19 protein-coding genes, 1 tRNA gene, 2 rRNA genes and 1 pseudogene (1 of these 23 cut by a window edge) are annotated in these 22,162 nt (G+C 42.0%); 4 read left to right on the top strand and 19 right to left on the bottom strand.

The genetic code is table 11. The annotated features are described in order from the left end of the window. From A4H00_RS05845 to A4H00_RS05795, 11 genes are all read right to left on the bottom strand, one after another. Window positions 1-1,028: ribosomal RNA gene (locus tag A4H00_RS05845) — 23S ribosomal RNA — on the bottom strand; it reaches 1,877 nt to the left of the window's first position. 132 nt (window positions 1,029-1,160) lie between these two features. After that, window positions 1,161-1,233, bottom strand: a tRNA-Ala gene (locus tag A4H00_RS05840). 52 nt (window positions 1,234-1,285) lie between these two features. Next, a 16S ribosomal RNA gene (locus A4H00_RS05835) occupies window positions 1,286-2,834 on the bottom strand. The 16S and 23S rRNA genes sit together here with 1 tRNA gene alongside, the layout of an rRNA operon. A 314-nt stretch (window positions 2,835-3,148) precedes the next feature. Continuing rightward, window positions 3,149-3,613, bottom strand: a complete 465-nt coding sequence (locus A4H00_RS05830) for a transcriptional regulator (RefSeq protein ID WP_067086464.1) — start codon at window positions 3,611-3,613, stop codon at window positions 3,149-3,151. Between the two features lie 131 nt (window positions 3,614-3,744). Further along, a complete protein-coding gene (locus A4H00_RS05825; protein ID WP_237334218.1) occupies window positions 3,745-4,182 on the bottom strand; it encodes a transposase in 438 nt (145 codons plus the stop codon). A gap of 31 nt (window positions 4,183-4,213) precedes the next feature. After that, window positions 4,214-4,720 (bottom strand): helix-turn-helix domain-containing protein, encoded by a 507-nt coding sequence (locus A4H00_RS05820; RefSeq protein WP_157770987.1) that lies wholly within the window; start codon window positions 4,718-4,720, stop codon window positions 4,214-4,216. A gap of 167 nt (window positions 4,721-4,887) precedes the next feature. Continuing rightward, window positions 4,888-5,790, bottom strand: a complete 903-nt coding sequence (locus A4H00_RS05815) for an ABC transporter permease (RefSeq protein ID WP_067088117.1) — start codon at window positions 5,788-5,790, stop codon at window positions 4,888-4,890. A gap of 12 nt (window positions 5,791-5,802) precedes the next feature. After that, window positions 5,803-6,759 (bottom strand): oligopeptide ABC transporter permease, encoded by a 957-nt coding sequence (gene opp4B, locus A4H00_RS05810; RefSeq protein ID WP_067088115.1) that lies wholly within the window; start codon window positions 6,757-6,759, stop codon window positions 5,803-5,805. A gap of 2 nt (window positions 6,760-6,761) precedes the next feature. After that, on the bottom strand, window positions 6,762-7,706 hold the full coding sequence (locus tag A4H00_RS05805) for an ATP-binding cassette domain-containing protein (RefSeq protein ID WP_067088113.1): 945 nt from the start codon (window positions 7,704-7,706) through the stop codon (window positions 6,762-6,764). Beyond that, complete coding sequence (locus tag A4H00_RS05800) at window positions 7,706-8,707, bottom strand: ABC transporter ATP-binding protein (RefSeq protein ID WP_067088111.1); 1,002 nt, start codon at window positions 8,705-8,707, stop codon at window positions 7,706-7,708. The genes A4H00_RS05805 and A4H00_RS05800 overlap by 1 nt, the downstream gene beginning before the upstream one ends. A 256-nt stretch (window positions 8,708-8,963) precedes the next feature. Beyond that, on the bottom strand, window positions 8,964-10,748 hold the full coding sequence (locus A4H00_RS05795; protein WP_067088109.1) for an oligopeptide ABC transporter substrate-binding protein: 1,785 nt from the start codon (window positions 10,746-10,748) through the stop codon (window positions 8,964-8,966). Window positions 10,749-10,833: 85 nt separating this feature from the next. Here A4H00_RS05795 and A4H00_RS05790 point away from each other — a divergent pair, with 85 nt between their 5' ends. Together A4H00_RS05790 and pbp3 are read left to right on the top strand one after the other, a co-directional pair. Further along, window positions 10,834-11,034 (top strand): hypothetical protein, encoded by a 201-nt coding sequence (locus A4H00_RS05790; RefSeq protein ID WP_067088107.1) that lies wholly within the window; start codon window positions 10,834-10,836, stop codon window positions 11,032-11,034. Window positions 11,035-11,135: 101 nt separating this feature from the next. Then, window positions 11,136-12,368 (top strand): D-alanyl-D-alanine carboxypeptidase PBP3, encoded by a 1,233-nt coding sequence (pbp3, locus tag A4H00_RS05785; RefSeq protein ID WP_067091512.1) that lies wholly within the window; start codon window positions 11,136-11,138, stop codon window positions 12,366-12,368. 47 nt (window positions 12,369-12,415) lie between these two features. On the opposite strand, the gene hpf is transcribed toward pbp3, so the two are convergent. From hpf to A4H00_RS05770, 3 genes are all read right to left on the bottom strand, one after another. Next, window positions 12,416-12,955 carry a ribosome hibernation-promoting factor, HPF/YfiA family gene (gene hpf / locus A4H00_RS05780; protein ID WP_067088106.1) on the bottom strand — a complete coding sequence of 180 codons (540 nt, stop codon included), beginning with the start codon at window positions 12,953-12,955 and terminating at the stop codon, window positions 12,416-12,418. Window positions 12,956-13,031: 76 nt separating this feature from the next. Beyond that, complete coding sequence (locus A4H00_RS05775) at window positions 13,032-13,697, bottom strand: ComF family protein (protein WP_067088103.1); 666 nt, start codon at window positions 13,695-13,697, stop codon at window positions 13,032-13,034. Next, window positions 13,663-14,982, bottom strand: a complete 1,320-nt coding sequence (locus A4H00_RS05770; protein WP_067088101.1) for an ATP-dependent helicase ComFA — start codon at window positions 14,980-14,982, stop codon at window positions 13,663-13,665. The genes A4H00_RS05775 and A4H00_RS05770 overlap by 35 nt, the downstream gene beginning before the upstream one ends. 66 nt (window positions 14,983-15,048) lie before the next feature. Here A4H00_RS05770 and A4H00_RS05765 point away from each other — a divergent pair, with 66 nt between their 5' ends. Continuing rightward, window positions 15,049-15,699 carry a YigZ family protein gene (locus A4H00_RS05765; RefSeq protein ID WP_067088099.1) on the top strand — a complete coding sequence of 217 codons (651 nt, stop codon included), beginning with the start codon at window positions 15,049-15,051 and terminating at the stop codon, window positions 15,697-15,699. A 66-nt stretch (window positions 15,700-15,765) separates the two neighbouring features. After that, a complete protein-coding gene (locus A4H00_RS05760; RefSeq protein ID WP_067088097.1) occupies window positions 15,766-16,221 on the top strand; it encodes an SP_0198 family lipoprotein in 456 nt (151 codons plus the stop codon). Between the two features lie 139 nt (window positions 16,222-16,360). Here A4H00_RS05760 and A4H00_RS05755 read toward each other — a convergent pair whose 3' ends face one another. The 5 genes and pseudogenes from A4H00_RS05755 to A4H00_RS05730 all read right to left on the bottom strand — a co-directional run bounded on the left by A4H00_RS05755 (window position 16,361) and on the right by A4H00_RS05730 (window position 22,051). Next, entirely contained in the window at window positions 16,361-17,617 is a 1,257-nt protein-coding gene (locus A4H00_RS05755; protein ID WP_067085967.1) for an ISL3 family transposase, read from the bottom strand. Between the two features lie 164 nt (window positions 17,618-17,781). Beyond that, a protein-coding gene (locus tag A4H00_RS11475) for an IS630 family transposase (RefSeq protein WP_099092189.1) occupies window positions 17,782-18,829 on the bottom strand; the annotation gives its coding sequence in 2 pieces (ribosomal slippage) (window positions 17,782-18,390 and window positions 18,392-18,829; 1,047 coding nt in all). Window positions 18,830-18,869: 40 nt separating this feature from the next. Next, window positions 18,870-20,422 (bottom strand): annotated as a pseudogene (locus A4H00_RS05740) (IS1182 family transposase); the annotation flags it as partial. Window positions 20,423-20,550: 128 nt separating this feature from the next. Beyond that, window positions 20,551-20,781, bottom strand: a complete 231-nt coding sequence (locus tag A4H00_RS05735) for a GlsB/YeaQ/YmgE family stress response membrane protein (protein WP_067088093.1) — start codon at window positions 20,779-20,781, stop codon at window positions 20,551-20,553. Between the two features lie 28 nt (window positions 20,782-20,809). Next, window positions 20,810-22,051 (bottom strand): aminopeptidase, encoded by a 1,242-nt coding sequence (locus tag A4H00_RS05730; RefSeq protein WP_067088091.1) that lies wholly within the window; start codon window positions 22,049-22,051, stop codon window positions 20,810-20,812. Between the last annotated feature and the right edge of the window lie 111 nt (window positions 22,052-22,162).

Genomic DNA, 22,162 nt, shown 5'->3' with positions numbered 1-22,162 from the left:
TGGTGGTCTGGGCTGTTTCCCTTTCGACTACGGATCTTAGCACTCGCAGTCTGACTGCCGATTATATCTCGTTGGCATTCGGAGTTTATCTGAGATTGGTAATCCGAGATGGACCCCTCACCCAAACAGTGCTCTACCTCCAAGAGACTTAACATCGACGCTAGCCCTAAAGCTATTTCGGAGAGAACCAGCTATCTCCAAGTTCGTTTGGAATTTCTCCGCTACCCACAAGTCATCCAAGCACTTTTCAACGTGCCCTGGTTCGGTCCTCCAGTGCGTTTTACCGCACCTTCAACCTGCTCATGGGTAGGTCACATGGTTTCGGGTCTATAACATGATACTAATTCGCCCTATTCAGACTCGGTTTCCCTACGGCTCCGTCTCTTCAACTTAACCTCGCATCATATCATAACTCGCCGGTTCATTCTACAAAAGGCACGCTCTCACCCATTAACGGGCTCGAACTTGTTGTAGGCACACGGTTTCAGGTTCTATTTCACTCCCCTCCCGGGGTGCTTTTCACCTTTCCCTCACGGTACTGGTTCACTATCGGTCACTAGGGAGTATTTAGGGTTGGGAGATGGTCCTCCCAGATTCCGACGGGATTTCGCGTGTCCCGCCGTACTCAGGATTCTGCTAGGTACAGACTCTGTTTCGAATACGAGGCTTTTACTCTCTTTGGCTCTACTTCCCAGTAGATTCTTCTACAAAATCTGAGTCCACATTGCAGTCCTACAACCCCGAAGAGTAAACTCTTCGGTTTGCCCTCCTGCCGTTTCGCTCGCCGCTACTCAGGCAATCGCTTTTGCTTTCTCTTCCTGCAGCTACTTAGATGTTTCAGTTCACTGCGTCTTCCTTCGCATGACCTTAACAGTCATGGATAACATGCATTACATGTTGGGTTCCCCCATTCGGACATCCCTGGATCATCGCTTACTTACAGCTCCCCAAGGCATTTCGTCGTTAGTCACGTCCTTCTTCGGCTCCTAGTGCCAAGGCATCCACCGTGCGCCCTTATTAACTTAACCTTATTTTTAACCTAATTCTTTCAAATTAGAAAACTCATTAATTCACAGCGTTTTCGGTTTATTTTCTTGTTACTATTTGATATAGATATTCAATTTTCAATGTGCAAATCTCTACAACTATTTCCAGTTGTATGGAGCCTAGCGGGATCGAACCGCTGACCTCCTGCGTGCAAAGCAGGCGCTCTCCCAGCTGAGCTAAGGCCCCACAAGACCTCTCAAAATTAAAGAAGACTACGTACAGAGTTCCGTTTCCTTAGAAAGGAGGTGATCCAGCCGCACCTTCCGATACGGCTACCTTGTTACGACTTCACCCCAATCATCTATCCCACCTTAGGCGGCTGGCTCCTAAAAGGTTACCTCACCGACTTCGGGTGTTACAAACTCTCGTGGTGTGACGGGCGGTGTGTACAAGGCCCGGGAACGTATTCACCGCGGCGTGCTGATCCGCGATTACTAGCGATTCCGACTTCATGTAGGCGAGTTGCAGCCTACAATCCGAACTGAGACTGGCTTTAAGAGATTAGCTTGCCGTCACCGACTTGCGACTCGTTGTACCAGCCATTGTAGCACGTGTGTAGCCCAGGTCATAAGGGGCATGATGATTTGACGTCATCCCCACCTTCCTCCGGTTTATTACCGGCAGTCTCGCTAGAGTGCCCAACTCAATGATGGCAACTAACAATAAGGGTTGCGCTCGTTGCGGGACTTAACCCAACATCTCACGACACGAGCTGACGACAACCATGCACCACCTGTCACCTCTGTCCCGAAGGAAAACTCTATCTCTAGAGCGATCAGAGGGATGTCAAGACCTGGTAAGGTTCTTCGCGTTGCTTCGAATTAAACCACATGCTCCACCGCTTGTGCGGGCCCCCGTCAATTCCTTTGAGTTTCAACCTTGCGGTCGTACTCCCCAGGCGGAGTGCTTAATGCGTTAGCTACGGCACTGAATCCCGGAAAGGACCCAACACCTAGCACTCATCGTTTACGGCGTGGACTACCAGGGTATCTAATCCTGTTCGCTCCCCACGCTTTCGAGACTCAGCGTCAGTTACAGACCAGAGAGCCGCTTTCGCCACCGGTGTTCCTCCATATATCTACGCATTTCACCGCTACACATGGAATTCCACTCCCCCCTTCTGCACTCAAGTTCGACAGTTTCAAAAGCATACTATGGTTGAGCCACAGCCTTTTACTTCTGACTTATCAAACCGCCTGCTCTCGCTTTACGCCCAATAAATCCGGACAACGCTCGGGACCTACGTATTACCGCGGCTGCTGGCACGTAGTTAGCCGTCCCTTTCTGGTAAGATACCGTCATACAATGGACTTTCCACTCCCATCGCTGTTCTTCTCTTACAACAGAGCTTTACGATCCGAAAACCTTCTTCACTCACGCGGCGTTGCTCGGTCAGGGTTGCCCCCATTGCCGAAGATTCCCTACTGCTGCCTCCCGTAGGAGTCTGGGCCGTGTCTCAGTCCCAGTGTGGCCGATCACCCTCTCAGGTCGGCTATGTATCGTCGCCTTGGTGAGCCGTTACCCCACCAACTAGCTAATACAACGCAGGTCCATCTGGTAGTGATGCAATTGCATCTTTTAAATGCTTACCATGCAGTTAGCACTCTTATGCGGTATTAGCTATCGTTTCCAATAGTTATCCCCCGCTACCAGGCAGGTTACCTACGCGTTACTCACCCGTTCGCAACTCCTCCGCTCGGTGCAAGCACCAAGCTTCAGCGTTCTACTTGCATGTATTAGGCACGCCGCCAGCGTTCGTCCTGAGCCAGGATCAAACTCTCATTAATAGTTTGAGTCTTCACTCATTCTGTTCACCGACAGATTTATTTCTTTTGTTCATTGACGGTTTATGTTTCCATAAACCACCCTGCACGTTTGGTTCGTCTTCTTTAATTTTCAAAGGTCTTGTCTGTCGCTCTCTCAAGCGACAACTATATCAGTATATCACTTCTTCAATTCCTTGTCAACACTTTTTTGAAACTTTTTTTAATTTTTTTCATCTTTTTTGTCTCTCCGGGAATTTTCCGTGGCTGTTCTGCGTCAGCTATCCTAATATACTACATTTGACCTTCGATTGTCAAGAACTTTTTTCTTTTTTTTTCTAATCTTCTAAATAGACCCGTAACTCGCGTAACATCTTCCGACGCCCTTTGAAGTTCCTCCCGCTTATGAGGAGTTCATATTGGCCAACTTCTTCTTCACTTAGTTGGGAACGATAGCTACTTAGTCTGTCGCGGAGACAGATTAACTCATCTGTAACTAAGCCGCCGCTCCCTAGCTTATGCGATACTTCTCCTATTTCCTCATAGCTCATCCGGTCAAACTTCCGTTTCTGGCTTTCTTGTTTCCGAATGATGTCTTTGATGTAATTGCGGAATTTTACTTTATAATACCGATATAAGCGACTAGGGTCCTCTTCTATCCCTGCCTCGCGCTCTAGTAAGCAATACAATATATACATCCCTTCTTGATCCCAGTCGCTGACCTCCCAGCTCTTAATATAGTATTCCTTCCGGGCTTTCACTACTATCGGGCGTACTTGTAAATAGAGTCTCTTAAAGTCCATCCTGCTTCTCCTTTCATTCTTCTATCTCTAATTTACCAAATCGATACAAGATAGAAAAGGACTTTTTTGTCCTATACAAATTTAGGGAAAAATAGGTAGCTGAGTACCCATCTCAACTACCTATTTGCTTATTATTTCTCTTCTTGCAGCTTGTTAATGACATCGTCTAGCGTCTTGAAGGCCTTATTCTTGAAACCTCTCTTACGAATCTCAGCCCAGACTTGTTCAATGGGATTCATCTCAGGGGTATAAGGTGGAATGAACTCAAAGCCAATGTTGGTAGGTTTCTCTAACGTCCGTGATTTATGCCATACGGCGTTATCCATCACGAGTAAAATGTAGTCATTAGGGTAGGCTTGAGACAGTTGTCTTAAAAATTCATTCATCCAATCGGTGTTACATCCCCCCAGCAATGATAAAGAAAGATTCCCCTGTATGGGCGTCGACAGCTCCATAGCAGTAGCGATATTCTCGAATATAGTGGCTGTGAACATGAGGTCGTACTCCTTTTGGCACCCAGACTTCCCAATTTTACTAATCCGTCCGAATCCTGCTTCATCTTGGTACATGAGTCTGACCTTCTGGTAGCGTCTACTATTCTTAAAGCGCTTTCTCGTCTTCTTGAAGGTAGATTTTATTTTTAGACGCCAAAATCGTTTTGGCATCTGCCTTTTTAGGGTGTTCAGGTCTTGGTGTTACTTTGCGCCAACCGTGACGCTTCAACAGTGCATAAAACCCTTCTCGCGTCGTTTGTTTCCCAATTTTAGTTTGATAAGCCTCGTGCATTTCTGCAATAGTGACAAATTGGTCTGAAGCACTACCAACAAACTGTTCTTCTAAGAATGCTTTTTCTTCTTCGTAAGTAAGATAAGAACGATGACGCCCCCCTCGTGCATCATGGGTAAGGGCAGAGAGGCCTTCTTGTTCATATTTTTTCACCAAACGCCAAATCGTATCATGAGATAAACCGATTAAGTCAGAAATGGCCTTGTAGGTCAACTTTTGAGAGCGTAAATAGACCGCTTGAATCCGTTTGTGATAGGCAGAGAGGTGTTTAGCCTTGAGAGCTGATTTGAGTTCTGTGATTTGTTCTTGTGTAGCGTTCATAGGATTATTATACATCAGAATTTGATTTTTGTTAAGTATAAACATCAAAAAAGAGAAGACCAAGTTGGTCCTCTCTATGTTTTAGCCTTTCTTCAACTCACTGCAGTTGTCTTTGGCTGAATATGTTTACAATCTACATTATAGAGTGCGATATATATTCACTTCATCTAACCGAGTCTTTGTTTTGCATCGGCAGCTCGTTGAAGAGCTTGCCCAATATAATTGATGCACAACATCATCACTAAGATAAAGACTGCAGCTGGTAGCCAAATCCATGTTTTATTTTCTAAGATATCTGCATTTCGAGCATTTGAAATCAAGGTTCCCAAACTTGGTACAGTTGCAGGAAGACCGAAACCTAAGTATGTAAGGGAAGTTTCAATCCCGATATTTCCTGCAAAGTTCAATGTAAGGTTAACAATAATCAAAGAACTAAGGTTTGGCAAAATCTCACGGAACATAATCATGAAATCACTTGTTCCCAAGGTTTTCGAAGCGTTCACGTAGTCTAGACTTGCTTCAGATAGAGTTCTTGTTCTGAAAAGCCTTGCCTTATATGTCCAAGCAAATAAACTCATAATAAAGATAAAGTGATAAATTGTATAGTTTTTAACGACCGTAACAAATACAATAATCATCATCAAGCTTGGCAAAATCAAGATAAAGTCAACAATTCGCATTAAGAAGCCATCGAATCGGCCACCGTAGTAACCAGCAACGATACCAAGCGAGACCCCAACAATACTTGTAATAATGGTAATAGAGAATCCAATCACAATTGAATTACGAGCCCCGATAATCAGTTGGCCCAAAATATCTTTACCACCCTCGTCTGTTCCTAAGATATGACCATCTATACCCGGCTCTAGGTAGCGTCCAAGCAGGTTTACTTTCATTACTTCTTCCTGATTAAGAAGAATCGCCCCGACAAATACTCCAACTAAGATAGCTACTAATAGAAATAGCGAAACCAACGCTACTTTATCTTTTGCAAATTCTCTAGCAATAACACGTAATCCCCCTGGAGGAGTAGATGCCGTGTTTTTATCTAATTTTTTATCTTTACTCACGTTTCTCCTCCTCTACTTAATCCGAATTCGTGGGTCTACAATACTCATGATAATATCAGACAGCAAGGTCCCTAGTAAGGTTCCAAAACCAAACATGAGCAAGAGGGCTAAAATGACACTGTAATCACGACCTGAAAGTGATGAAATAAAGAGTTGCCCCATACCAGGATAAGTGAAAATATTTTCAACGAAGATAGAACCACCAATTAGCCCTGTTAATTCATATCCCAAGAAAGCCGCAATCGGCAAGATTGAGTTACGGAAAATGTGACGGTTATATACCACTTTTTCTGGTACACCTTTGGCACGAGCTGTACGAACATAATCTTGGTTTTTCGCATCAATGATACCCGTTCTGAGATACTGAATCGTACTCGTTGTTGATAGAATGGCTAATGTCAAGGCAGGCAAGATCATGTGGTGCAAACGACTAATGATAGCTCCCAAACCTGTCAAACCAGAAGCTACTGTTCCACGCGTTGGGAACCAGCCAAGTGAAAAACCAAACAACCATAATAGAAGAATAGCAAAGATAAATGTTGGTGTTGAAAAAGTCAAGAAATTGTAGACATTGATAACCTTATCTGCTACAGAATTTTGATAACGTCCCGCAATCATACCAAGTGGTAAAGCAATCAAATAGGTAAGCACCATTGTTAAAAGGGATAGCCAGATTGTATTACTTAGACGTTGGCCGATAATGGTCATAACTGGTTGTTTAAAGAAAACACTTTGACCAAAATCTCCATGTAAGACATTGCCAACCCATCTGAAATATTGGATGTGAATTGGATCATAGTAACCGTACTGGATGCGCAATCGTTCGATTGCTTCTGGGTCAATACTTGGGTCAATCTGACCTGTAAATGGATCTCCCGGCATCAACTTAGCAAAGGCGAAGGCAATGACACTAAGAATGATAATTTGAGGCACCATGAGTAGTAAGCGCCGTAATATTGTTTTCCACATGCTTAGTTACCTCCTTTCGCAGCTGGCAAAGCAACACGATGAGTTGCTGAGAAATTTGTCAAATCAAACACACGACCATTTTCATCGTAGAAAATACTTTGTTTTTCCTGATATTCTGCTTCTGACGCTAAACGGCGTTGCTTATTCTCCTTGCGATTGAGTGGATCGATACTTGGAATAGCAGATAATAGGCGTTTGGTATAGATATGCTGTGGATTGTTATAAATGTCCTCTTTATTTCCAGTCTCTACAAAACGTCCACGATACATAATATAGAGCTCATCACACATGTGTTGAACAACTCCGAGGTCATGCGAAATAAACAGATAGCTCAACTTGTACTCGTCTTGAATGCGTTTCATATAGTTCAACACTTGCGCTTGCACAGACAAGTCCAAGGCAGATACCGGTTCATCTGCAATAATCAACCGAGGATTACTTGCCAAGGCACGTGCAACACCAATCCGTTGACGTTGTCCACCTGAAAATTCATGCGGATATTTTACCAGTGCTTCTTCTGTTAACCCAATCGTATCCAACAATTGAAGAACTCTCTTCTTTTCTTCATCTGGTGACAAGCGATCAAAGTTGCGAATAGGCTCGGCAATGATATCCAAAATCCGTTTTTTCGGGTTGAAACTAGAGAGAGAATCTTGGAAAATCATTTGGACATCGCGGTTAAAGTTTCCTTTTTTACGACGCGGTTTATTGGTCACATCTTGGCCTTCATAAATAATCTGCCCAGCAGTTGAACGCTCCAAACCAATAATCGTCTTCCCGATTGTTGATTTCCCTGAACCAGATTCTCCTACAAGTCCGTAGGTTTTTCCTTCTTCAAATTCAAGGTTTACACCATCCACTGCGTAAACATGGTCTGTTACACGGTTAAAGAAGCCACTACGGATAGGGTAATGAACTTTTAAATCTTTTACTTCAATAAATCCCATTAGTTCGCTTCCTCCTCAAAATAGAATGTCTCATGGCAAGTACAACGAACAAAGTGGTTTGGTCCTACTTCATGCATTGTTGGATTTTCTTCATGAGCTTCTGAACTAATCCAAGGAATACGCGATGCAAATCGACAACCAGTACGAGGCATTTTCGTCAATGGAGGAACTGTCCCGTCAATAACGTGCAGGTCGCCCCCCTCATCACTCGATTGTGGATTTGACTTCAGCAATGAGCGTGTATAAGGATGTTTTGGATTAGTAAATAATTCTTCAACTGGCGCAACTTCTACGAATTGTCCACCGTACATAACCGCTACACGGTCTGCGGTCTCTGCTACGACACCCAAATCGTGTGTGATTAAGATAATTCCTGAACCAGTTTCTGCTTGGATTTCATTTAACAAATCCAAAATTTGTGCTTGAATCGTCACATCTAAGGCAGTCGTTGGCTCATCTGCAATAATAATCGGCGGTTTACATGACAAGGCAATCGCAATCACAATCCGTTGACGCATTCCGCCTGATAGTTCGTGTGGATACTGCTTAAAAGTTCGTTTTGGATTTGGAATTCCTACTTGTTCCAGTAGTTCCAAGACACGAGCTGTCCGCTGTTCTGCGTTCATATCCGTATGGTAGTACAAGGCTTCATCAATTTGGGCACCAATGGTCATCAATGGATTTAAGGAAGCCAATGGATCTTGGAAAATCATTCCGATATCATTTCCACGAATCTTGTTATAATCCGCCTCGCTCATTCCAACCAGTTCTGTATCTTGGTATTGAATTTGTCCCTCAATCTTTGTATTCAATGGATTGTGAAGTCCCATAATAGTGGTTGCTAACGTGGATTTTCCACAACCAGATTCTCCTACAATTGCTAAAATTTCATTTTTTTGTAGATTAATTGACACACCATCAACGGCATCATAAAATTCATCGCCAATACGGAAACCGACGTGTAGGTCCTTAATCTCTAAAAGCGGTTTTGCATTTGTCACGCTTTTCCTCCTTCGTCATCAGCCAAGCTGTCTCTCACTAAAAATAGAATATTTATACTATTTTATCATAAATCCCCCTCCTCTGCCAACTATTTCAGCGGATGGGTACTCGAAAATTCTTTCTAAATAGCAAAATCATCTCATGCCATGTTACGATTTTTTACATCGATAATTTGAAAAAGCCAACTGAGTTGGCCTTTTCAACATCTATCCGTAACCCATTCCATTCGTCACGAGAGATTGTCCGTACACTGTCTTACTCAGCGATACCTTTATCAGCAGTCAACTCAATTTGTTCAAGTGCTGATTTAGTATCTGAACCTTTATAAGTATCGTAGTATTTCACACGTTTGTTAACCGCAGTAATGGTTTCTGATTCAAACAATGGGATTGCAAATGCTTCCTTGAAGGCATTTTCTTGCCATTTCTTGTAGTTTTCAAGATTTTTCTTCTCGTCGAACGATTCAACTGAAGCCATTGCTTCGAGTAGTTTTGTATTTTCATCTGATACATAACGAGACATGTTGAATGCATTCGTTGGTCCCCATACTTTAGGAAGTGGATCATAACCAGTACCAAATCCTCCGAGGTAAGCGTCGATATTGGCATCATTTGCTTTAACCATCTCGTAGAATGAGTTCAACTCGATTGTACGTCCTGTATAAAGCTCAACGTTTAATCCGACTTCTTTCCACCAAGCGATGTACTGCTCTACAAGCGCTTCATTGGTTTCTGTCCGTTTACGCGCTGCAAGGCTAATCTTAAATGGTTTACCATCCTTACCTTCACGGATACCGTCTCCATCTACGTCTTTGTAGCCAGCTTCATCAAGTAATTGTTTTGCTTTTTCTGGATTGTATGTGTAGCCTTCTAATTCTGAATCGTGTAAATCACCAAAGAATGAGATGAGAAGAGAGTTTGCTGGGTGATACAAACCGTTGTAAAGTTTTTCTCCTGCTGTCTTGGTATCAAGAGCATAGCCCATCGCTTGACGCAATTTCACATCATTCATCTTAGCATTTGGGTTTGGAACACTCTTCTTAGCTTCTTTGTCATAGGTACCAAAGTTAAATGATAGGTATTCATAAGAACTAGAAACTTCTCCGACAAGTGTGAGGTTTTTCAAATCCTTATAAGAATCAAACTGATCTTCAGGCATTTCCGCAAGGTCATAATGACCCGCTTTCATTTCTGATACAATGGTATCTGGTGAAACAATGTCCACTTTTAATGTATCAACTTTTGGTTTGCCCTTGAAATAGTATTCATTTGGTACATAAGTGATCGATTCACCATTGACAATGTCTTTGATTTTAAATTTACCCAAACCAACTGTTTTAGCTGTACGTGAGTATTCGCTTGTCGCCCAGTCTTTTACTGCAATATCTTTATAGATGTGTTTTGGCATGACAAAGTGTGGCACAGTACCACCTGCATACTGCATAGAAGGGTTCATTTCTTTTACAGTAAGAACAGCAGTGTAATCATCAACCTTTTCAATACCTGAAATTTTGTCTGCTTTTCCAGCTACAAATTCGTCCATTCCGACGATGTTTGTATACGAGTCATCAAAACGGACACCTTCATAATCTTTATCAGCCATCTTTTCAATGGTGAAGATATAGTCGTCGATTGTAAATGGCTCCCCATCAGACCACTTGTAGTCTTTACCAGTCAAGCTAACGGTCAATTTCTTTGCTTCAACATCAAAATCTACCTTTGCAAGACCTGAATCGTTGAGCTTACGGTTGCCATCGTAGCCAAACATGCTCTCATCGACCATACCAGCAAAGGCAAGGTCAAGCGCATTATCTGCCAATTCATCAATCAACAAACCCGTAGCTGCTGCTGGAGATACAATAGCATAGTTCAATTGTCCGCCTTTAATCGCAGTACCATCATGAGTCACTTCTGTTGGAAATGATAGGTTTGTTTTAGCAGCTTCCTTGCTAGATGAGCTTTTTGAACCACAAGCCGCAAGTGTTGCAACTGATAACAATGTCACACCTGCAAGAGCGAGCATTTTAGTCGACTTTTTCATAAAACACCTCTGTTTTGTTTAATTCTAAAGACTTTTTACGTCTATGAGAGATATTATATCATAATTTTGTCAGAAAAAAAGAACTTTGTCAGAAAATTTTGCAAAAGAACCAATTTTCATTATTTTCAGACTATTTTCACGTGAGATTTCATCTCATTCATACCAACTACCTGAAATGACTTTTGTTTTTGAATGGCATATTGCTGGAAAAAAAATCCGTTTCCCGGCAGAAAATATGTCGCAGTCAGCCTATTCTTTTGTAAAAATGCTGATGCACAAACAATAGGGGAGGTTGGCTTTTTCTTACTAGATACGGCATAGTTTCTATTCTCCTCCATTTTATATGATATAATGATACTGATAACTATCGAGAGGTGTATTGTAATGATGAAACGACTCTTGCTGATCAGTCTATTAGTGCTGTTCAGTTTAACTCCCCCACTTTCTGTAGCTGCTCTCGAGCAATACCGGACAGAAGCCAAACACTCGATTGCCATTGAGGCAACTACAGGAAAAATCCTTTACGAGCAAGATGCGACTACTCCCACCAGTATTGCGTCCATCACCAATCTCCTAACAGCTTATCTAGTCTATGAAGCTATTGAAGAAGGAAAGATGGATATGGCTACCCCTGTGACGATTTCAGACTACGCTTATAACCTGACTGTCACTTCCCCTGTGACCAATCTCCCACTTGATGCGCGTTCTTATACTGTAAAAGAACTGCTAGAGGCCTCTCTTATCGCATCTGCCAACAGCGCCACAATTGCACTTGCAGAAAAAGTGGCAGGGAACGAAGCAGCTTTTGTTGATAAGATGAAGGAAAAAGTAGCTTCTTGGGGTATTTCAGATGCGACATTGGTGAACGCTACTGGTTTAACCAATGACCTACTAGGTGACAATCGCTATCCTGGCACAAAAGACGATGCAGAAAATTTGCTCTCAGCCCTCGATGTCGCCATCATCGCTCGCCGACTTGTTCTTGACTATCCACAAATTCTTTCGATTACATCTAAGCCATCCTTCAAGATGAATGGTACCCTCTACTACGGGACAAACTGGATGTTAAAAGGAAATAGCTACGAACGAGAGGGGCTAGATGGATTAAAAACAGCTTCCGGTACCTCAATGGTCGCTACGAGCGTGGAAAATGACATGCGTGTGATTACTGTCGTCTTACACACGACTGAAGGCGAGACTTATCCCGAAAAACGCTTCACAGAAACGACTAATCTTCTAAACTATTCTTATCAATATTTTAAACCATTAACGCTGGTTGAAGCTGGAAAACCCTATCACGATAGCCAGATTACTATTTTCAACGGAAAAAAAGCCACCATTTCTGCCGTAGCAGCTGACGACTTTGTCGTTGTGAAACGAGTGCGGAACAAGAATGAAGTCATGGCCGAGACGAACGGGCTCGACACAGTTTGGAATGCTCCTATTGAAAAGAAAACGGTAGTGGGAACATTGACGCTCACAGACTCTGACCTCATCGGTCACGGATATGTGCAGCAACAACCCAGCATCGACTTACTAGCCGAAGACGATGTCGCACCTGCATCTTGGCCCGCATCCTGGTGGAACTACTTTGTCCGCTATGTCAATGAAAAATTGTAATATCGAGACAAAAAATTATCTGCAAATAAATTGCAGATAATTTTTTATTATTTTACTTCTAGGAGGCCAAGTCCACCATCTTCACGCTTGTAAATAACATTTGTTGTGCTATCTTTGGCATCTGTGTAGATGAAGAAATCATGTCCCAACAATTCTAGTTGTAAGATGGCTTCTTCCAGATCCATTGGCTTCAAATCGACTTGTTTTGTACGGACAACTTTTACTTCTTCTTCCACTTGCTCAACTAACTCATCTGTAAACAATTGACTAGTTGATACTTTTTGGCGATTTTTCTTTTCAATCTTTGTTTTGTTGCGGCGAATTTGACGTTCAATCTTATCCACTACCAAATCAATTGACCCATACATGTCTTGAGAAATATCTTCTGCACGAAGTGTAATTGACCCTAACGGAATGGTCACCTCAACTTTTGAGCGTTTATCGCGATAAACTTTTAGATTTACTTTTGCATTTAACTCTTGGTCTGCATGGAAGTATTTTTCAATCTTTGCTACTTTTTCTTCGACATAGCTACGGAGCGCTTCTGTTACTTCAATGTTCTCTCCACGAACGCTAAATTTAATCATAGTAAGTACCTCTTTCTAAGCTTTCGCTTTTGTTCATTACTATTATACCATATTTAGTTTTTTTTGCAAGCGTTTGCTAACGAGCTAGTGAAAAACTCGTGACGGCTTTCGCACCATTTTTCATTAGGATTTGCTTTGCCAGCTGTATGGTCGCACCTGTTGTGTAAATATCATCAATGAGGATAATTTTTTCAGGAACGTCTACGTTAGCCAGAATTGAAAAAGATTGCTTTGACGCCAAACGTTCTGCCCGATTTTTTTCTGACTGCTTCTTTGTATCTTCTTTTTGAAGAAGCTCAACAAACGATACACCCGCAGCACTGAGCAGGCCCGTTACTTGATTAAAGCCCCTTTCTGTCATTCTCTTCTCACTAATTGGGATAGGGACCAAGGTATAATCGGTCTTATTTTTAAAATAATTCCGCAGTTCTGTTGCAAAGACTGTTCGAAGCAGGTAATCTCCAATAAATTTATATCGACTAATGTAGTCTGCCATTTGCTCATTATAGCGATACAGACTTTCATGGCTGACCTCTAAGCCTTTATTGGACCAATAAAGACAATCCGTACAGCTTGCTTCTTCTCCTTCTTTGAAACAGGTCGGACAATGAATTTCCGATATAGGCGAAAATTTTTCCTGGCAATCGCTACAGATACCTTCTTGTTCCCTCCTTAAAAGAAGGAGATCCGAAAAGAGGATGCGCTTTTTAAGAGCTTGCTGGCACAGTAGGCACACTGTCATATCCCGCCTCCTTGTTCATTAGTCGAATTTCCCGAATAGCTTTTTCAATCGCACGGTTGCTTCCATCGTGAAAAAAGAGCAAATCTCCTGTTGGTCTCTCCATACTGCGCCCTACCCTTCCAGCAATCTGAATGAGCGAAGAAGAGGTGTAGAGAGCGTGGTTAGCTTGTACAACAAACACATCTACACAAGGAAAGGTCACTCCTCGTTCTAAGATGGTTGTTGTGACAAGAATCCCGATTTCCCGGCGTCGAAATTGCTCAACGATTTCCAATCGATTATCTGTCTGACTGGACACAAAGCCAATCCCTTGATCTTGGAAATCCTTTTCCAGCAACTGGGCAAAAGATTGTCCCATACGAATCTCAGGCAAAAAAATCAGCAGTGGGTATCCTGTTTTTCGTTGCTCTGCTATCTTACTAAGTAATTTTGGAGTTATCTTTTTCTTTTTTAGCTGTGCTTCAAACTGTGACAGCCACGTCTTTTGTGGAACAACTAGTGGGTTACCATGAAACCGCCGTGGTAAACGCAGACGATGAAGGGTTCCTGATTGAACTTTTTTCTCTAATTCATCTGTCGAAGTTGCCGTCAAAAACATGATTACTCCATCTGCTTTAACGGCATTTTCTACTGCACGATACAGCATAGGATTGTCGACATAGGGAAAAGCATCCACTTCATCAATCAAAATCAAATCAAAAGCTCGATAAAATTTGAGCAATTGATGTGTGGTCGCAATAACTAAAGGTGTCCGAAAATATGGCTCCGAGGTCCCATGTAAGAGGCTAATTGGACAGGCAAAATCTTTCTGCAACCTCTTATACAATTCGATACAAACGTCAATCCGCGGACTGGCCAAGCAAACTGCGCCACCTCCATCAATCACATCAGCAACCAGCTGGTAAATCATCTCTGTCTTTCCAGCTCCTGTTACTGCATGTACTAAAGTAGCTTTTCTTTCTTTGAAATTCTGTCGTAGTCCATCTGAAATTTCTTGCTGCCAAGTGGTTAATTCACCTTCCCACTTGAGAGAGCGTTGAGAAGGAAATGGTTGCTGAGGAAAATAGTACAAATCTTCATCTGTCCGTACACGTCCCAATAGTATACATTCTCGACAGTACAGAGCTCCATTTGGCAAGCAGTGCTTTTCTTCAAATAGAGTTGCACAGCGAAAACACGTATAATGCGGTGTTTGGCTTGGTATCGTTTTAGCTTGCAGTCGCTCTGTTTCCGTCAATTGATGGTGGGTAAACAATCTCCCATAGTAATTTGTCATATCTGTCATACTGATTTATTCGTAAATTGCATCCGAAAACTTGTCATCTTTACAAAAACTTAGTACAATCATGTTATGAAAGAATATCGTACTATTACTGCTGACGGTCTGACAGAAGAAGAAATCAAAAAATCACGATTTATTTGCCATTTGAAAAGAGTAAAAACAGAAGATGAAGCTCGTGATTTTATTAACTACATCAAAAAAGAACATTACCGCGCCACCCATAACTGCTCTGCTTTTATCTTGGGAGAACAGATGGAAATCAAACGCTCATCTGATGACGGTGAACCCTCTGGAACTGCTGGTGTTCCTATGCTAACCGTTTTGGAAAATAATCACTTGACTAATGTAGTAGCCGTTGTAACACGCTATTTTGGAGGTGTTAAGCTGGGGGCTGGCGGATTAATTCGTGCTTATGCAGGGGCTGTTGCACATGGTCTAGCCGAAATTGGTATGGTCGTAGTTAAGGAACAGCAAGGGATTGCTATTACAATGAGTTATTCTCAGTATCAAGAATTTGCCAACTGGCGTGCAACTCATGATTTAGAAGAATACGATACGGCATTCTTAGCAGATATTCAAACCATGATTTTTGTCGATAAAGAAAATACTCAGAATATCATCGATAGCTTGACCGAGTTTTACCACGGAAAAGTCCAAGTTAAAACTGCGGAGTTTCGGGTTGTAGAAGTCCCAGTTCATTGTGTATCTGGTTTCTTATAAGCAAAAATCTTGCCGAACTCATGCGGAATCAGTATAATAAAACGATAAACTGAAAGGAAGATACTCATGAATCTTACAAAATTATTTTCATTTGCAACTGTAACCGCTCTTGGACTTGTCCTTGTAGCTTGCTCAAGGCCAACCAATCAAGCTACTCCAGCTAGTTCAACGACTCCTAGCTCAGAAGCCATGACTTCCCAATCATCTGCGACAGCTAGTAGTTCTACCACTGCTTCTACTGCAGCAAGCACACCTGCTCAAACAAGCAATTTGGACGGTACCTACAAGGGAAATGACGAAGAAGATCAAGTGACCCTTGTCATCACAGGTACGACTGGAACTTGGACACAGGTAGAACCTGATGGAGAACAAGAAATCAAAAACGTTACGATTGACCCAACCAACCAACGCATTACCATCGGTGATGATGTCGAACGTTACTTCTTAGAAGGAAATCAATTAACCATTGAAGATATCAGCGAGGTTGACTTTAACGATAAAGTTGTCTTGACCAAGCAATAAGAAAGCGAGAAAGAGGCTGGGCAAAAACTAGCCAGTAAATAAAAAACACATATAGATTCAAGCTGATTTTGATGAAATCCAGCCGAACTATTTGTGTTTTTATTTTGGCTCTTTGTCAACTGTAGTGGGTAGATGTCAGCTAACATCTAGAGAGGACCAAGTTGGTCTTCTCTTTTTTGATATTGATGGCAATCAAAATCCGCTTTTTGAAGTTTTCAAAGTTCCGAAATCCAAAGGCATTACGCTTGATGACTTTGATAAGATTATTGGTAGCTTCCAATTTAGCGTTGGAATAAGGCAATTCCAAGGCGTTTAAAACCTTGTCCTTATCCTTTAGAAACGTCTTAAATACCGTCTGGAAAATAGGGTTAACAGTGGCTATTTCTTGCTCAATTAGGTCAAAGAAATGATCTGAGTTTTTCTCTTGGAAATGGAATAAAAGAAGTTGATAGAGTTCATAATGTTGTCGTAACTCATCTGAGTAGGATAGGAGCTTGTCTAAGATTTCCTTATTGGTCAAATGCATGCGAAAAGTAGGGCGATAAAACCGCTTGTCACTGAGTTTACGGCTATCTTGTTGTACCAGTTTCCAGTAGCGTTTGAGCGTCTTGTATTCATGCGATTTGCGGTCAAAAGCATTCATGATTTGGGTACGGACACGGTTCATAGCACGGCTGAGATGTTGCACAACGTGGAAGCGATCCAGCACGATTTTAGCATGAGGAAAAAGTTGTTTGGCTAGTTGATAGTAAGGGCTAAACATGTCCATAGTGATGATTTTAACGCGGTTTCTGACCTTTCTAGGGTATCTCAGAAAGTGATTTCGGATGGTTGCTTGCGTTCTTCCATCAAGGATAGCGATGATGTTATTTGTGTCAAAATCTTGAGCGATAAAGCTCATTTTCCCTTTCTTGAAGGCATACTCATCCCAGGACATGACTTCTGGAAGCTTATCCCAATCCGTTTCAAATTTAAACTCATTGAGTTTTCGAATAACTGTAGATGTAGAAATGGAGAGTCTGTGTGCGATATGTGTCATTGCTTGCTTTTCGATGAGTAATTGTGCGATTTTCTGGTTGACAGCGACAGAGATTTGATGGTTCTTCTTAACAATAGGAGTTTCAGCGACCGCTATTTTCCCACAGTCTTTGCACTTGAAACGACGCTTTCGAAGGCGGATAAGTAGCGGGTAGCCAGCAGTTTCTAAGTAGGGGATTTTAGAGGCTTTCTGGAAGTCGTACTTAGCCATTTGTCCCTTGCAGGAAGGGCATTTAGGGGCTGTGTAATCCAAGTGACCGTGGAGTTCTAAGTGTGTTCCCATGTCGCATTCATTAGTGATAGTGATATTTTTGTCTTTCATTTTGAGAAAATTTGTGATAAGATTTAGTTGTTCCATATGAGTCTTTCTAAATGATAGTTTTGTCGCTTTTCATTATAGGTCATATGGAACTTTTTTTCTACACTGAAAAAGGCTCCATAATCTCTGTGGCGGGCGTACCCACTACAGATATTATAGAGCCTTTATTTTTGTCTCTATTATATTGGACTACTTTCTTATACTCATTTAACATCAAAATCTGAAAAGAGCCAATTTCTATGAACAATGGGTTTTAACACAGACCAATGCAGACATTGAATCACCTCTTGCAGCTTGTTAATGGCATCGTCTAGCGTCTTAAAGGCCTTATTCTTGAAACCTCTCTTACGAATCTCAGCCCAGACTTGTTCAATGGGATTCATCTCAGGCGTATAAGGTGGAATGAACTCAAAGCAAATGTTGGTAGGTTTCTCTAACGTCCGTGATTTATGCCATACGGCGTTATCCATCACGAGTAAGATATAGTCATTAGGGTAGGCTTGGGACAGTTGTCTTAAAAATTCATTCATCCAATCGGTGTTACATCCCCCAGCAATGATAAAGAAAGATTCCCCCGTATGGGCATCGACAGCTCCATAGCAGTAGCGATATTCTCTAATATAGTGGCTGTGAACATGAGGTCGTACTCCTTTTGGCACCCAAGACTTCCCAATTTTACTAATCCGTCCGAATCCTGCTTCATCTTGATACATGAGTCTGACCTTCTGGTAACGTCTACTATTCTTAAAGCGCTTTCTCGTCTTCTTGAAGGTAGATTTTATTTTTAGACGCCAAAATTGTTTTGGCATCTGCCTTTTTAGGGTGTTCAGGTCTTGGTGTTACTTTGCGCCAACCGTGACGCTTCAACAGTGCATAAAACCTTTCTCGCGTCGTTTGTTTCCCAATTTTAGTTTGGTAAACCTCGTGCATTTCTGCAATAGTGACAAATTGTCCTGAAGCACTGCTAACAAACTGTTCTTCTAAGAATGCTTTTTCTTCTTCGTAAGTAAGATAAGAACGATGACGCCCCCCTCGTGCATCATGGGTAAGGGCAGAGAGGCCTTCTTGTTCATATTTTTTCACCAAACGCCAAATCGTATCATGAGATAAACCGATTAAGTCAGAAATGGCCTTGTAGGTCAACTTTTGAGAGCGTAAATAGACCGCTTGAATCCGTTTGTGATAGGCAGAGAGGTGTTTAGCCTTGAGAGCTGATTTGAGTTCTGTGATTTGTTCTTGTGTAGCGTTCATAGGACTATTATACATCAGAATTTGATTTTTGTTAAGTGTTAGCCAATTTCGTGAGATTCATGCTCATTAGGAGGAATCCTATCTCAGTTTCAACCACTTTTTGACCTCTGACATGCACTCTGCGCACGCCAAAAACACCCTTCATCCTACCAAATACAGGTTCGGCATCCACCTTGCGTTTGGCATAAATGCGGGCTCCCTCTTTACTTGTCAATTCCTCTTTGACTAAGTTCTTGAAATAGTTCCACGTAGGATTATACTGAATTTGTTTGAGGTTTCCTTTCTCTGTCCGTGCTAATTGGTCTAACTCTTCACTAGTTTATACAGGATCAGCTTCGTAAATCTTACCATCTTTCTCAAATCCATACTTTTCCGTTCTTCGTGAATAATTCTTAAACGAGTAGACAACTCCATCTGGTTTTATCCACTGGTCAGAATCTTCTAAGTAAGTCCAGTTTTCAGGATTGGCATCACTCTTCTTGTAGCTTTTCTTCTGCTCATTCTGATATATTCCGTAGGGAATTAGAGGCGTTTTCTCCAGAACATCAACGATAAAGCTGTAATTTTCTTCACTACCATAACCTGCATCCGCAACAATGTGTTGAAAGAGTTCTAAGGTTTGGATGGATTGAAGAAAAGGTTTGAGTGTACGAGTGTCAGTTGGATTCGGATACAATCCGTAAGCTAAGGCAAACTGGCTATTCGTACCAAGTTGAAGGTTGTAACCAGGTTTGAGCTGACCATTCCTCATATGATCCTCTTTCATCCTCATAAACGTCGCATCAGGATCTGTTTTAGAATAGGAATTTCGCTCTTGTAAAATCTGTTTATCTCGTTCGTACTTTTGTTTCCGAACAAGAAAATCCTCTTTCAACTTTCTCTTGAGTTTCTTAATTCTTCTTCGTTTCTGTCTGTTGGCCGATCCACCTTTTTAATGACTTTAGGCTCTTGTGAGATAGCATTTTCCAACTCATCTAGTACTTGTTCGGTCTCTTGTAGGAGTTGGTTTAGTCCTTCGCTAGTGAGACATTCTTCCTTGGACAAGGCAGTATTCACCCCTTCTTGGACTAGCTTGTCATAGAGGGCAGAAATGTTCCCATTCAAGGCCTCTTCATAGCGCTCAACGGCCTTTTTCCACGTGAAAGAATACTTGTTGGCATCAGCTTCTACCTTAGTCCCGTCGATGAAGAGAGCTTTATCTTCAATCAATCCATTCTCTCTGAGGAGGAGAGTAAAGTAGATGAAAGCAGTTTTGATAAGCTGGTTGGCGTGTGTAGAGGCCCGAAAACTATTTATGGTTCGATAACAGACGTAGGTATCCTGACTCAGCCATTTCATAGGAATGACTTCCTCATTCATTTGGACAATTTTTCTACCAGAGAAAACTTGGCGAGCATAGGCGAACAGGGTCATTTTGAGCAACATAGCTGGATGAAAGGCAGGACGACCTGTGTGGGAAGTTTCTTCTAGGAGAACGGATTGAGGAATAGTATCCACAAACTGACTAATCAGACGTACCTCATGTGTAGCAGGTAAGTCCCAAGCGATATTTAATTCCAAACTAAGCTGATTTGTGTTATACTGTTTATACATTTTCATGCCTTTCTAGTTGTTTTGTGGTTATTATAATTATAAAGCATGAAATGGAAAACGAGCAACTCCTAATTGGAATGGCTCGTTTTTTATATATGAGCAGCTAGTTTTTGCCCAGCCTCTTTTACTTAACTTCCTCGCTCCCAAAAAATAGCTAGGAGAATAACGGCTCCTAAGACGGAGGGAATAATCGCTGTATCTGCGATTTGGGGTCCCCAATCTCCAAAGAGGAGTTGACCAACCCAGGCACCGGCAAGCCCCAAAAGAATCTTTCCAATACAGCCCATTTTTTCACCACGGTTGGTAATTGCTGCAGCAATCATCGCTACGATAAAGCCAACCAGTAAACTTCCAATCATGTCTACAACCTACTTTCTATTGTTGCAGTTAAATCGCCCACTCACCGTTGCGGAAGATTGGCACAGCTGTTCCGTCTTCACGAATCCCGTCAATGTTCATCTTGTTTGAACCAATCATGAAGTCCACATGGACATCTGAACGGTTAAGACCTGCAGCTTCTAATTCCTCATTGGTCATGTCAACACCACCTTCGATACTAAAGGCATAGGCTTGACCAATTGCCAAGTGGTTTGAAGCATTTTCATCAAAGAGGGTATTAAAGAAGGTTACACCTGATTGAGAGATTGGACTTTGATCTGGTACAAGGGCCACTTCACCGAGACCACGAGCACCCGCATTATCAAAGACTAATTTCTTCATGACTTCGTCACCTTTTTCAGCTGTAATATCGACAATTTCACCATCTTTAAAGGTTACTTTGATGCCTTCAATGATATTTCCATTATAGCTGAGTGGTTTGGTTGAGGTCACATAGCCATCTGCTACACGGTAGTCAGGAGCTGTAAAGACTTCTTCTGTCGGCATATTGGCAATAAAGTGTTCGCCCTGAGCATTGATAGAGCCTGCCGCTTCCCACAAGTGGTTCTTCGGCATACCAAGTGTCAAATCTGTTCCTGGTGCAGTATAGTGGAGTTTGACAAATTGTTCTTTATTCAAAATCGCTGCTTTGGCAACAAGACGTTCTTCATGCTCTTTCCATGCAGCTACCGGATCATCGGCATAAACACGACAGGTTTTAAAGATTTGATCCCACAACAAGTCCACAGCTTCCTCATCACTTGTAGCATCTGGAAAGACTTTTTTCGCCCATTCTAGACCTGCTGCCGCCCCCAAGGTCCAGCTAATTTTGTTAGCCTGAGTTGCTTGACGCATTGAATTTAAGGCAATGCTTGCTGCGCGTGTCGCACGAGATAGCTTCTCTGGATCCACACCATCTAAAGCACCTGGATCGTCAGACAAGACGACCAAACGGCTAGCCTTGTGATCCAAAATGTAGTTCATCTCCGCAATCCGTTGCTCAGAAATTGTTTCTAAGCGCTCAATTGGTACATTCACATAGCGCTCACGCAAAATCACATCATCTTGCCAGTTGACAAGGACTTCAATAGCCCCTTTGGCATAGGCTTCTTTGACAATCAACCGCGCTAATTCAGCTTGATCGACACTAATAGTCAAGGCAACTGTATGACCAGGTTGCACGTTGATGCCAGTTGAAACAAGTAACTTAGCATATTTGGCCAAGTTTTCTTTAAAATTTGGTAATACCATACGATTCTCCTTTTAATAAGCTACTTTCTATTGTATCATATTTTATTATCTGGCGATATTTTCGACTACCATCTATGTTTTTTCTATGTTTCAAACAGGATTTTTGAATAT

Origin of the sequence: Streptococcus marmotae (genome assembly GCF_001623565.1) — a bacterium.
GTDB lineage: Bacteria > Bacillota > Bacilli > Lactobacillales > Streptococcaceae > Streptococcus > Streptococcus marmotae.
The sequence above is the reverse complement of the archived record's forward strand: the minus strand, read 5'-3'. Positions and strand labels throughout refer to the sequence as shown.